Here is an 11,822-nt window from a genome sequence, read left to right on the forward strand (position 1 = left end):
TATCGAGACCACCCAGGGTTTCGCCATACACCTGCTACTTGCTGACCCCCGCGAGGAACGCCTTCGTCGAGGCCGGCACGCCGAATCCGGTGAGGTTGTCGTAACCCCTCTCGGAGGTGAGTGTCTGGTTCTGGACCTCCTGGGAGTTGACCCCGACCGTGGTCAATGCGGTGTACGGCGCACCGCCCTTCGGGACGATGGTCGCCTTCACCTCGAACCCGTGGGTGAGCTCGTTGCCGGCGATGTCGGTCAACCCGGCATGACCGGCGCCGTAGATCGCCGGGTTGATGAAGCCAACCCGCTTGCCCGCGAGCACCACGGTGCCGGCGGTCCACGGTGACGACCAGCTCGTGCCGCCGATCTTCGTCAGCCCGAAGTTGCCGGATGCTGCCTCGCCGTCGTGGAAGCCGATCAGGTAACCGGTGTACGGGTCACCGGCTCCGGCGAGGTCGGGGTAGGCACGGTGCGGGTCGACACCGGTGAATCGGGTTGGTACCACGCCCTTTTGGTAGTAGGGCTCGGGGTGGTACTGGCTGACGCCGCCGCCACCGCCATACCGGTAACTCCATGTGCCCCAGGCGTCATCGCGCAGCACGCTGCGCGATGTGTTCCAGGCCTGCTCCCAGCTGACCTTCGAGCCCGACGCGTTGCCGGTGGCGAGCGAGGTGCCACCGACCGAGGTGATCCACGGGTTGGCCGCCGGGTAGTCGGGACTCGGCGGCGTGGTCGCCTGGTCACCACCGGTGTTGTCGCCGTTATCACCCGAGGAGAAGAAGACCGAGATGCCCTGCGCCGCTGCCTGCATGAACACCGAGCTGTATGCGTCGTTGGTCGCCGGGTCGTTGACCTCGCCGCCGCCCCACGAGTTGGTGATGGCGTCGACCTTGTTTCCGTCGACCAGCGTGTGCAGCGACGTCAGCAGGGCGTCATCGAACGGACGCGACGCGGCGGCATACACGATGTTGGCGTCGGGTGCGGCGCCGTGGATCGACTGAACGTCGAGGGCCTGCTCGCCGTTCACACCGCCGGAGTCCTTGTCGTCGCAGTATTGCGGGTCGTAACCACCGGCCGGTGCGATCACCTGCAGCTGACCGTTCTTCAGCTTCTGGAAGCCGAGGTCCTTCGCCCAGGTGTTGGTGTCGTCGGCGATCCGAGGATCGTTGCACCACAACGTGATTCCGACTTTCATCCCCTTGCCGGTGTTCTTGACCTTGTCGATGCCGCGGGCGGCCCGCATCTGCTGCGGGGTGTAACCGCACATCGCACCCGGTTGGGTGCCTTTCAGCGGCGACTTGGCGTTCGGAATGTTGGGCAAGGTGTACTGCCCGTAGTAGGACGAGCACGCGTCGCTCCGGCCGGACTTCCCGCCGGGCTTGGCACCCAGCGCACTGACCGAACCCGCTGCCTTCCGCTGGCTCGCCTCGTCCGAGCGTGAGTTGCTGGTGGCGAGCAGCTTGGACCGGTCGAGTCCGACCACTCCGGAGATGATCGTGCCGACGTCGGTGGGAACGGACACCGCGGAGGCCGGAGCGGTGAAAGTGCGCCCGGACGTCCGGTAGGACCGGATCGAGGTGGAGAACGCCTTGTTGACTGCGGCGACGGATCCACTGACCTGGACGTAGCTGCGAGTCGGCGACACGGTGCCCGGCTTCAGCCCCTGGCTGCGTAGCCAGGCGAGTGCCTTGGACACGTCGGCCTGTGATGCGGCGAACCGGCTGGTGAACTGCTGCGGGTTCAGGTATTTGCCGTGCTGCGGGCTCGACGGGTCCGAGACCGACTTCACGAAGCTCTCCGCACCGGCTTCGTCACGCAACCTGAAGGTCACGATGAAGTTGGTGGTGCTGCTCTGAGCCGCGGCGCCGAGCGCCTTGCCAGGGCGTTGCACGGCGTGCGCGACGACCTTGCGGCCCTTGGCGTTTCCTGAGCTGCCGGGGTTGCCGGCCGCCATCGCCGGCGTTGCGGCCGCTCCGGCCACGAGGGTGATCGCGCCGAGCAGGGCGAGCTTTGTACGCATCAAGAAGGATCCTTCCGGGGGTGTGGTGTGCATCACGCACGGAAACCAAATTAGCCACGCTTGGCCGGCCGTGTGCCGCGCTGCACTCCCAGGTTTCACTCAGGTTTGGTTGAGTCGCAACGCCGTTGGGCGACGAGGTAACCCTGCGGCTGCAGTTCGTCGGTGCCCGCCGGTCGACCCGCCCAGAAAAGGGTGCCGAAGCCTGCCTCCGTCACCCGGCACTCGACCTCCTGCGCCGACAACCAATAGATGTCGAAGTCGACACCGAACGCCCTCGCCCGACTCGCCCGCCGGTGCTGGTCGTTCCCCTGCTTGTACGCCATGGCGAAGTACCCACCGGGCCGTATGACGCGGGCCAGCTCCGCGAACGCTCGGCGCCGTTGCTGCGGGTCGAGGTACATCAGGGAGTACCACCCGATCGCGCCCGCGAGTTCACCGTCTGCGAAGGGCAGCTCGCGCGCGTCGGCCTGGCGGAAGTCATGGTCCGGGTAGTCCTCCCGCGCGACGCGGACCATCTCCGGCGAGAGATCCACTCCGCGCGGCGTCATACCGTAGGCAGCGAGGTATGGCGCGAGTCTGCCTGTGCCACAACCGATGTCGCCGATCACGTTGTCCCCCGGCGCATCGCGCACCCAGCCGCAGAAGAGGCCGAGCACCGCCTGCTCGATCGGCATCTCGTCGATGATCGTGCCCAATTTCTCGCGGTAGACCCCGGCGAGTACGTCGTGCGCGTCACGGAGTTCGAGGGTCGATGCGTCCATGCCCGCGGACGCTAGCGGCGACCGCCGACAACCACCGGCCGTCGGCCTCCGGCGCTACCGTCGAACGATGCTGACCTCGATCGACTGGACGGCCTTCCTGCCCGCGGCAGTCCTCGTCTCACTCGTGCCGGGCGCCAACCAGCTGCTCAGCCTGCAGCACGGCGCGCGGCTCGGCGTGCGTGCGGCGCTTTCCGGACTGATCGGCCGCTTCGCGGCGTTCGGCATACAGGTCGGCCTCGTCGCAGCCGGTCTCGCCGCGATCATGCTGCAGTCGGCAGCGGCATTCGAGATCTTGCGGTGGCTGGGAGTCGGCTATCTGATCTGGCTGGGGTTCAAGGCTTTTCGTGATGCGGGCACGTCGCCGCAGCCGCATGACGCCGTGCGCGCGGGCAACGTCGCGCTGCACACACCGGTGCGCCGGGAGTTCCTGACCGCCATGAGCAACCCCAAGGCTTACCTACTCTTCGCTGCGTTCGTGCCACAGTTCATCACCGGCCCTCGCGACTGGGTGTCACTGTGCGTTGTCGGCGTCGCCTACATCGGGGTCGAGGCGATGACTGCGGCCGGTCATGTGTTGTTGGGCAACAGCATTCGCGGCCGACTCAACGACACTCGGCGTCGTCGTCAAGTGGACCGGGCGACCGGAGTCGGCTACCTCGGCATCGCCGGCTCGCTGGCGCTCGAGCGGCGCCCGTGAGGGCTGGTCGAGTAGGGCGCAGGCGGCGGTGGTCGAGTAGGGCGGAGGAGCGAAGCGGGGGAGCCCGTATCGAGACCACCCACTCCACCATGCAACACCATCCCAGCCGACACTGACAAGCCGTACAAATCCCACGAATAACACTGGAAGCACTCGATATTCGTCCTGTGTACCTCTTCCCAGAACCATCGAACAGGTGTATGGTTGACGCGTGTCCAACCCGCAGTTGACGCTCACCCCCGAGGTGATCCGTGCTGCGTCCACCCGCGAGCTACTGGAGGCAGCACACACGCTGCTGCAGGCCGCGTTCGATCACGCCCGCGGCGACTCAACCGCCCCGCCGCACGAGCCGACGGACGACGGACGCGAAGGCAACGAGCTACCGGACAACGGGTTGCTTGAGGTGGTGGCTGCCGCGCAGCGGGTGCAGAACTCTGCGTGGGCGACGCAAACCGTGTGCCTAGAACGTCTCGCGGCGGACGAACTGCGTAAACACCCTGACTGCCCGGATACCTGGATCCCGCTCGAGGTCGGTGCCCGCCTGGGTTGGTCCGACCGGCAAGCAACCAACCGGTTGACAGAGGCGGGCGACACCGTGCGGCATGCTTCGCGGCTGGTGGACCGTGCCGGTGCCGGGGTGATGGACGGCCGCAAGGTCGCCGCCGTGGCGAGCGTGCTCACCGATGCACCAGGCAACGCCGCTGGTGCGATCGAGGACGAACTCCTCGCCTCTGGCCCCGAGACGTCCACGTCGACCGCACTCACCCGACGAGCACGACGGCTTCTGGCCAAGCACGCACCTGTGGAAGCCGACCAAGCTGCGGTCGCCCGACGCCGCGACTACACCGACGTGACCTGCGAACCGCACTGGGAACCGGGCATGTCCACCCTCACAGCGGTGCTGCCCGCATCGGACGCCGCGAAGTTGATGGCAACGGTCAACACGCACTCCCGCCTGCTGAAAAAGTCAACCACCACGGACAAGACCATCGGCCAGCACCGTGTCGACGCGCTGACCGACCTGCTGCTGTCCGACGTCCGGGTCGACACCGAACTCGTTTTCCACGTCCCGGTCCACCCGACAACCACCCCGGACGCTCCCGCACCGCACCCGCACGTGCAGGTGCGGGTGTCGGCTGAGTGCCCGATCAGCGTCCAGGACTACCTCGACCAGATCGCCGATCTCAACACCCGCCGCCAGCAACTCGCCACCAGCACGAGCACCAGCACCGGCGGGGCCGACGGCATTGCGATCCCCGATCCCGTCACCGATCCGAATGACTGGATCGACTACCAACGCCACTACTCACCCGAAGCATTGCTCGACGAAGAACTCGAAATCCTTCTCGCCACACCGGGCTTGTATCTGAGCCCAGCCGACGAACCACCCGCTCAACCACCACCATGCACGCTCGGCGACGTGCTTGTGCCCGGCATCGGCACCATCCCCGCCGCAGCCATTCGGGAGTTGACCGGCCTGCTCGGCACCAGCACGTCTCGTGCGCTGGTCGACACCGCCACCGGCGTCACCGCCGAAACCGGCTGCGGCACCTACACACCCAACGCCCGGCTGGTCCGGTTCATCCGAACCCGGGATCAGCACTGCCGCTTCCCCGGCTGCACCCGCCCTGCCACCCTCACCGATATCGACCACGTCACCCGCTACCCCAACGGGCCGACGGCGGCGCACAACCTGCAATGCCTCTGCCGGCACCACCACCGCGCGAAGCACGAAGCCGGCTGGACCGTCACCATGACAGCTGACGGGGTGTGCACCTGGACCAGCCCCGGCGGCTACACCTACCTCACCCGACCAGGCGACCAACCTGCTCCGCACGCTCGCATCACGCACCCGCGCAGCACATAGGTAGTCGGCCACGTCGGGCATCTCGTCAGCAACCGGGACCATAGAACCACCACCGCTCGCGCGAGCGAATGCGCCCGGCGACGCAGCTGCGGCGCGCATCTCGTGAGCGGACATCACGTCAACGACACCCGTTCTGCCAGCACACGCAGGGTGCGAACAGGCGCGCGTCGCTAACCGGCGATCCGGACAGCGCGCCTGCTCGTGAGCGAGGGGGACGGGAGCGGCGACTTCGCTGACGAGGCGAGCGGATGCACTCGACCGGCAGCGCCCGCTCAGCCATCCCGTAAGCAACCGTGACCGGCAGCGGCACCCTCACCCACAAGAGGCGGCATACGTCCACCCCGGGCCCGCTCGCCCAGTCTCACACCAGCGGAAGCTCCCGGCCGGTCGTGACGTCAAAGACGGTGATGCGTTCGCCACGCTCTACTGCCAGATCCGAGCCAACGGGCAGGTCGTAGATCCCGATGAGCGCGGGCTCCATGGCGCACGCCTCGTTGAAGTCCATGATCACGAACGGGTTGCCGCTGTCCATGTACTCCTGGGTGTCCGCAGCACTGAAGATCCGCCAGCCGTTGTCCGCCGGATGCTGCGACTCCTCCCGATACATCCAGGCGACCGGAGCGACCTCGTCACGCACGTTCGTGGTCACCAGCCAAGCACCCGCGCCGGCAATGAACTCCGGCTCCCGTCGCGACCCCGCCGCGCCCGCGTCATCCCCACTCGCACGGCGCTTACCGAACAGCCCCATCTCTCGCCCTCGCGTCATCGACGTCGACACCATTCTGCCCGCTCGGCAGCCACCGTGCACCAGTCGCATGGCAGGCTGGGACCCATGAGCCAGAGCCGAGCCGGTCAGCCCGCACAGCCCAGCGACCTGGTGGACGTCCCCCACCTCGTCACCAGCTACTACGAGCTGCAACCTGATCCCGAAAACCTCGACCAACAGGTCGTTTTCGGCACTTCAGGCCATCGCGGCTCGAGCCTGCGATCGGCGTTCAACGAGGCACACATCCTTGCCACGACGCAGGCGATCGTCGACTACCGCAACGCGCAGGGGTATGACGGGCCGCTCTTCGTCGGCCGGGACACCCACGGCCTGTCCGAACCAGCCTGGGCGTCGGCGCTGGAAGTGCTGGCCGCGAACGACGTTAACTTCCTCGTCGACAGCGCCGACGGTTACACCCCGACCCCTGCGGTCTCGCACGCGATCCTGCGCGCCAACAGCGGCCGCACGACCGGCGCCGGTCTCGCCGACGGCATCGTCGTCACCCCGTCGCACAACCCGCCCACCGACGGCGGCTTCAAGTACAACCCGCCCCACGGCGGGCCCGCCGACAGCGACGCGACGAAGATCATCGCCGCGGCTGCCAACGACTACCTGCGCGGCGGCCTCAAGGGCGTGAAGCGCACGCCCTTCGAGAAGGCACGGGCCGCAGCCGGCTCCTACGACTTCATGTCGACATACGTCGACGACCTGGCGAACCTCATTGACCTCCAAGCGATCAAGGACGCGGGCGTGCGCATCGGCGCCGACCCGCTCGGCGGAGCCTCCGTCGCCTACTGGCAGGCGATCGCCGACCGCTACGGCCTGGACCTCACGGTCGTCAACCCCCTGGTCGACCCGACATGGCGCTTCATGACCCTCGACTGGGACGAGAAGATCCGGATGGACTGCTCGTCGCCCTACGCGATGGCCTCGCTGATCGACAAGCGCGCCGACTACGACATCGCGACCGGCAACGACGCCGACTCCGACCGTCACGGCATCGTCACCCCGGACGCAGGCCTGATGAACCCCAACCACTACCTGTCCGTCGCCATCCAATATCTGTATGGCGGAGCCCGCCCCGACTGGAAGTCCACCTCAGTCGGCAAGACCCTCGTCTCCTCGTCGATGATCGACAAGGTCGTCGCGTCACTCGGTGCACAGCTGTGGGAAGTGCCGGTCGGATTCAAGTGGTTCGTGCCCGGATTGCTCGACGGCAGTGTCGGATTCGGCGGTGAGGAGTCCGCCGGCGCCTCGTTCCTGCGCAAGGACGGCACGGTGTGGACAACGGACAAGGACGGCATGGCAATGGCGCTGCTGGCGTCCGAGATCCTGGCCCGCACCGAGCAGACCCCGAGCCAGCACTACGCGAAACTCGTTGAGCAGCACGGTGATCCGGCATACGCCCGCATCGACGCTCCGGCTGATCGCGAGCAGAAGGCCAAGCTCGCCGCCCTCTCCCCCGACGACGTGAAGTCGACCTCCTTGGCCGGCGACCCGATCACCGCCAAGCTGACCAAGGCTCCCGGCAACGACGCACCGATCGGCGGACTGAAGGTGGTCACCGACAAGGCCTGGTTCGCCGCCCGGCCGTCGGGCACCGAGGACGTCTACAAGATCTACGCCGAATCCTTCGAGGGCCCAGAGCATCTGGCAAAGGTCCAGAACGAGGCTCGCGACATCGTCTCGGCAGCGCTTGGCTGAGGTCGGACCGTCACGCGAGTGACCGCCGCGCCAGCAGCGGCACGGCCACTGCAACTACGACAACCGCCGACACAAGCGGCAGCGATGCGGCACCCCAGGCGCTGATCAACACGGCACCCAAGGCCGAACCGGCAGCGATGCCAACCTGATAGGCGGCGACGTAGGTCGCAGATGCCGAGTCCGCGTCTGCCGCCACTCGCAGGACCGCCGTCTGCAGCACCACGGGCAGGCAGACAGCGCCCACGGCCCACGCGATCACCCCTGCACACACGGCGATTACCTGTCCGGTGGCCACCATTAGCAGGCCCGCCGCGAGCGCACCCAGCACGGCGAGCGCGCCGACCTGCGCCGCCCGGTCGATGAGGGCGCCGACCGGGCGCACTGCGATGAAGCCGCTGATGCCGAAAAGCGCTAGCAGCAACGTGAATTGACCACCCGTGATGCCAACTCGCTCCACCAAGGGCGCCAGGTATGGGTAGCTGACGAAGTGTGCGACCACCAGGAGGATCGTGGCGGCATACAGCACCAGCAGTCGCCGATCGCGGGACGTCGACCCGGAGCCGAGCACCGGCTCGGCCGGCACCGACGGCAGGCCGCACCACAGCAGTCCGGCAAGGAGCATCGCGACCCCACCCAGCAACAGCACCGACGGCCGCCAGCCGAGCAGCTGACTCGCCGCTGCCGACAATGGACCGCCGAGGACGAGGCCGAGCGAGGTCCCGAGGAAGACGGACGCGGTCGCTCGGCCCTCTCTCCCGGCGGGGGCGAGGCGGGCGGCCACGACGGGTGCGCCACCCCAGACGACCGCATGCGTCGCGGCCGAGGAAGCCCGCGCGAGCACCGCCATCGGGAGGTTGTCGGCGGCGGCCAGGAAGAACTGACTCGCCGCCAACAGCAGCGTCGAACCCACGAGCACGAGGCGACGGTCGATGCGGCGGACGAGCGTTGCCACCGGCACCGCGACGACGGCCGCGAAGATCGCGTAACCCGACACGAGGAGTCCGATCTCGCCCTCACCGGTGTGCAGCCCGGCCGCCAGCTCCGGCAACGCCCCGACCGGGAACACCTCGGCGGTGAGATAGACGAACAACAGAGCGGCGAGCAGCGGCACCGCCGCACGGCTGCGGATGCCGTCGGCCCGAGGCCGGATGGCGGTCTCGGTCACAATGCCGCCTCGGTCCGGAAACCGCGGATGTCGGCAATCCATCGTGCCTGCTCATCCGCAGTGAAAATGTGCCCGGCGTCGACGTATTCGACGACTTCGCCGCCCACCGCGCGCGCGAGACGTCGACTCGTCGATGGCAGCACGAGCCGGTCCTGACCTGCGACGAAGGAGATTGCTGGCAGGTCCAGCCTCGCGGCCTGCTCATGGATGTCGACGCGTCGCACCAGGTCGACGTGCTCGAGCGCACCGACCGGGTAGGCCTCCTGTGTCAGCCGGATCGCCTCCTGCAGCTGCGCAGCTGACAGGGCCGCAAGTGTCGTGGGGCTGGAAGCGACGTCGACAAGCAACGCCGCCAGCGCGGCCCGATCGCAAGCCTGGTGCAGCGCGCGCCATACCTCGGTGACCGCGGAGGATTGCGCATCGAGCCGGTCCAGGCCGACCGTGAGCACCAGCCCCGACACCCGCTCGGGGTGGCGGACGGCGGCCGTCACCGCAACTGCCGATCCCAGGGACAGCCCGAGCACCGGAAATCGTTGCAAGCCGGCCTGATCTGCGGCGGCGACCAGCGCGTCCGCGAGGTCGTCCAGTTGCAGCGGCTCCGTGGTCCTCCGGCTGCCTTCAGTGCCCGGGTAGTTGAGCCCAACCACCCGACGTCCCGGCACAAACGCGTCCATGAGCCCACCAAAGTTCGCCCGCACGCCGCCACCTGCACCGTGTGCCAGCACCAGCCCAGGTCCGTGCCCCGCGCTCACCACTTCGAGTCCGCGAGGTGATTCGTCATACTTGATGGAAGTCATGATGCGGACGCTAAGCATTGACCTCGGCGTCAAGGTCAAGTCGGTGAGGAGCCGCGATGCAGATCGGTGAGCTGGCGCGCGAGTGCGGCACGTCGACCAGGACCCTTCGCTACTACGAGCAGCATGGTCTGCTGCAGTCCGAACGCGACACCAACGGTTACCGGCGCTACGGCACTGATGCGGTGCTGACCGTGAGACAGATCCGGGCTCTGCTGCGAGCCGGCTTCTCGACCGCTGCGATCGCCGAGCTCCTGCCGTGTGCCCGGGGCGAGGAGCCGCTGCTGGACCACTGCCCGAAGACGGTCGCGTTGGTCCGCGAGACGCTCGACCGGATCGAGGCCGAGCTGTCCACTCTCGAGGGCAAACACGCATGTATGTCGACACTGCTCCCCCGCACCGGCCGGCGAGCCGGCTGAACCCGCGCCCGTTAGGCTCGGCCTGGTGAGCGCACCGGAACAGCTAGGCCGACTCTTCGTGATCACCGGCGCCCAGGCGGCCGGCAAGTCCACCGTCGGTCAAGCGCTGGCCGAAGGCCTGCGCAAGGCGGTCTTCATCGACGGCGACACCATCGGCGGCATGGTCGCCTCCGGGAAGGCGAGTATGTCGGAGTCGCCGACCGTCGAGGCCGTCGAGCAGCTCTTCCTGCGGTATGCCGGGGCTCTCACCGTGGCCGACGTCTATCGCTCGGCCGGATTCGATGCGGTCATCGCGGACAATATCTTCGGCACCTTCCTGGATGACTACCTGTCGATCGCCGCCCCGGCGCAGCTGCATCTGGTGATGCTCACACCGTCGGTCGACGCGATCTACCAACGCGAAGAGGGCCGGCGCAAGAACGCCTACCGTGACGGCTTCACCGTCGAGTCGCTCGTCGAATCGGTCGAGCGCGGCACGCGCCGCGTCGGGCTGTGGATCGACAACACGAATCTGTCGGTGGCGCAGACGATTACGCAGATTCTGCAGCGGGTGGACGAGGCTGTCGTCGACACCAGCGAGTTCGACACCGAACCGAACGAAGAGGCGTTATGAGTGATCTGCGGGTGCCGCTGTCCATCCTGGACCTGGTGCCGATCTCGGCCGGTAGCACGACTCAGGACGCCCTCAACCAGTCGGTCGCACTGGCCCAACGAGCTGATCAGCTCGGCTACCAACGCTATTGGTATGCCGAGCACCACAACACTGCGACGTTCGCATCGTCCGCAACGGCACTGTTGATCGGCCGCGCGGCCGAACACACCAAGCAGATCAGACTCGGCTCCGGTGGGGTGATGCTGCCCAATCACAGCCCGCTCATGGTCGCGGAGTACTACGGCACCCTCGCCGAGATGTATGGCGACCGCATCGACCTCGGCCTCGGACGTGCGCCGGGCACCGACCCGATCACGGCCTCCGCACTGCGCCGCGGCTCCGCCGCAGCGGACACCTTCGTGCAGGACGTGGTGGACCTGCACCACTACCTCGGCGACGGCAAGACGCCCAACGGCGTCAGCGCACGACCCGGGCTGGGCACCGACGTGCCACTCTGGATGCTCGGTTCGAGCATGGACGGCGCAGCAGTCGCGGCATACCTCGGGCTGCCCTACGCCTTCGCGTCGCACTTCGCGCCGCAGCTGCGCCATGAGGCTCTTTCCCTTTATCGCCAACGCTTTTCGACAGAATTCGCCACCGCGGAGCTCCAGGCACCGTACGCGATGGCCGGTGTCAACGTGCTGGTCGCCCCCACGGACGACGAAGCTCATCGGCTGTTCACGACCGCGCAGCAGATGGCGGCGGGCATCCGGACCGGACGCCGGGTGCCGCTGCAACCGCCGGTGGACGACATCGGGAAGGTGCTGCCGCCGGAAGTCGCCGCGTTCGTCGACGACTTCCAGCAGGTCCGCGCCATCGGTTCGCCCGAGACGGTGGTCGGTCAACTCGAAACGATCGTCGCCGATCTCCAGGTCGATGAGCTGATCGTGACGACCTACACCTACGACCCGGCGCTTCGGGTCCGATCGTTCGAGTTGCTGGCGCAGTCGTGGGGGTTGCCCGCACGGTGACGGCGCGCTGAC

Annotated in this window: 11 protein-coding genes; 6 read left to right on the forward strand and 5 right to left on the reverse strand. The window is 67.5% G+C overall.

What is annotated here, in order from left to right; genetic code table 11:
- Nucleotides 1-34: 34 nt before the first annotated feature.
- Nucleotides 35-2,014 carry a S53 family peptidase gene (locus N2M23_RS08940; RefSeq protein ID WP_265444845.1) on the reverse strand — a complete coding sequence of 660 codons (1,980 nt, stop codon included), beginning with the start codon at nucleotides 2,012-2,014 and terminating at the stop codon, nucleotides 35-37.
- A gap of 95 nt (nucleotides 2,015-2,109) precedes the next feature.
- On the reverse strand, nucleotides 2,110-2,775 hold the full coding sequence (locus N2M23_RS08945) for a class I SAM-dependent methyltransferase (RefSeq protein ID WP_265444846.1): 666 nt from the start codon (nucleotides 2,773-2,775) through the stop codon (nucleotides 2,110-2,112).
- A 67-nt stretch (nucleotides 2,776-2,842) separates the two neighbouring features.
- On the opposite strand from N2M23_RS08945, the gene N2M23_RS08950 reads away from it, so the two are divergent.
- Together N2M23_RS08950 and N2M23_RS08955 are read left to right on the forward strand one after the other, a co-directional pair.
- Nucleotides 2,843-3,472, forward strand: a complete 630-nt coding sequence (locus tag N2M23_RS08950) for a LysE family translocator (RefSeq protein ID WP_265444847.1) — start codon at nucleotides 2,843-2,845, stop codon at nucleotides 3,470-3,472.
- A 211-nt stretch (nucleotides 3,473-3,683) separates the two neighbouring features.
- On the forward strand, nucleotides 3,684-5,339 hold the full coding sequence (locus N2M23_RS08955) for an HNH endonuclease signature motif containing protein (RefSeq protein ID WP_265444850.1): 1,656 nt from the start codon (nucleotides 3,684-3,686) through the stop codon (nucleotides 5,337-5,339).
- 361 nt (nucleotides 5,340-5,700) lie between these two features.
- Here the strand turns inward: N2M23_RS08955 and N2M23_RS08960 are convergent, their stop codons facing one another.
- On the reverse strand, nucleotides 5,701-6,105 hold the full coding sequence (locus tag N2M23_RS08960) for a DUF2185 domain-containing protein (protein WP_265444852.1): 405 nt from the start codon (nucleotides 6,103-6,105) through the stop codon (nucleotides 5,701-5,703).
- 66 nt (nucleotides 6,106-6,171) lie between these two features.
- Here N2M23_RS08960 and pgm point away from each other — a divergent pair, with 66 nt between their 5' ends.
- Nucleotides 6,172-7,809, forward strand: a complete 1,638-nt coding sequence (gene pgm / locus N2M23_RS08965) for a phosphoglucomutase (alpha-D-glucose-1,6-bisphosphate-dependent) (protein ID WP_265444853.1) — start codon at nucleotides 6,172-6,174, stop codon at nucleotides 7,807-7,809.
- A 10-nt stretch (nucleotides 7,810-7,819) separates the two neighbouring features.
- Here pgm and N2M23_RS08970 read toward each other — a convergent pair whose 3' ends face one another.
- Both N2M23_RS08970 and N2M23_RS08975 read right to left on the reverse strand, forming a co-directional pair.
- Nucleotides 7,820-8,974, reverse strand: a complete 1,155-nt coding sequence (locus tag N2M23_RS08970) for an MFS transporter (protein WP_265444855.1) — start codon at nucleotides 8,972-8,974, stop codon at nucleotides 7,820-7,822.
- A complete protein-coding gene (locus N2M23_RS08975) occupies nucleotides 8,971-9,771 on the reverse strand; it encodes an alpha/beta fold hydrolase (RefSeq protein ID WP_265444857.1) in 801 nt (266 codons plus the stop codon). Before N2M23_RS08975 ends, N2M23_RS08970 begins: the two co-directional genes overlap by 4 nt.
- A gap of 56 nt (nucleotides 9,772-9,827) precedes the next feature.
- Between N2M23_RS08975 and N2M23_RS08980 the strand changes: the two genes are divergently transcribed.
- Genes N2M23_RS08980 through N2M23_RS08990 form a run of 3 tightly spaced genes read left to right on the forward strand, consistent with a single transcriptional unit; the run spans nucleotide 9,828 to nucleotide 11,810 of the window.
- Complete coding sequence (locus N2M23_RS08980) at nucleotides 9,828-10,187, forward strand: MerR family transcriptional regulator (protein WP_265444859.1); 360 nt, start codon at nucleotides 9,828-9,830, stop codon at nucleotides 10,185-10,187.
- A gap of 25 nt (nucleotides 10,188-10,212) precedes the next feature.
- Nucleotides 10,213-10,800 carry a nucleoside/nucleotide kinase family protein gene (locus N2M23_RS08985; protein WP_265444861.1) on the forward strand — a complete coding sequence of 196 codons (588 nt, stop codon included), beginning with the start codon at nucleotides 10,213-10,215 and terminating at the stop codon, nucleotides 10,798-10,800.
- Nucleotides 10,797-11,810, forward strand: coding sequence for an LLM class flavin-dependent oxidoreductase (locus N2M23_RS08990; protein ID WP_265444863.1), 1,014 nt, complete (start codon nucleotides 10,797-10,799; stop codon nucleotides 11,808-11,810). The genes N2M23_RS08985 and N2M23_RS08990 overlap by 4 nt, the downstream gene beginning before the upstream one ends.
- Nucleotides 11,811-11,822: the final 12 nt, after the last annotated feature.

This window comes from Flexivirga meconopsidis (assembly GCF_026162425.1).
Taxonomy (GTDB): Bacteria; Actinomycetota; Actinomycetes; order Actinomycetales; family Dermatophilaceae; genus Flexivirga; species Flexivirga meconopsidis.

Excerpts from the sequence above, each read along its gene's own strand:
- N2M23_RS08980 (WP_265444859.1), top strand. The coding sequence starts at position 9,828 with ATGCAGATCGGTGAGCTGGCGCGCGAGTGCGGCACGTCGACCAGGACC.
- N2M23_RS08960 (WP_265444852.1), bottom strand. The coding sequence starts at position 6,105 with ATGACGCGAGGGCGAGAGATGGGGCTGTTCGGTAAGCGCCGTGCGAGT.
- N2M23_RS08975 (WP_265444857.1), bottom strand. The coding sequence starts at position 9,771 with ATGACTTCCATCAAGTATGACGAATCACCTCGCGGACTCGAAGTGGTG.
- pgm (WP_265444853.1), top strand. The coding sequence starts at position 6,172 with ATGAGCCAGAGCCGAGCCGGTCAGCCCGCACAGCCCAGCGACCTGGTG.
- N2M23_RS08990 (WP_265444863.1), top strand. The coding sequence starts at position 10,797 with ATGAGTGATCTGCGGGTGCCGCTGTCCATCCTGGACCTGGTGCCGATC.
- N2M23_RS08950 (WP_265444847.1), top strand. The coding sequence starts at position 2,843 with ATGCTGACCTCGATCGACTGGACGGCCTTCCTGCCCGCGGCAGTCCTC.
- N2M23_RS08945 (WP_265444846.1), bottom strand. The coding sequence starts at position 2,775 with ATGGACGCATCGACCCTCGAACTCCGTGACGCGCACGACGTACTCGCC.
- N2M23_RS08940 (WP_265444845.1), bottom strand. The coding sequence starts at position 2,014 with ATGCGTACAAAGCTCGCCCTGCTCGGCGCGATCACCCTCGTGGCCGGA.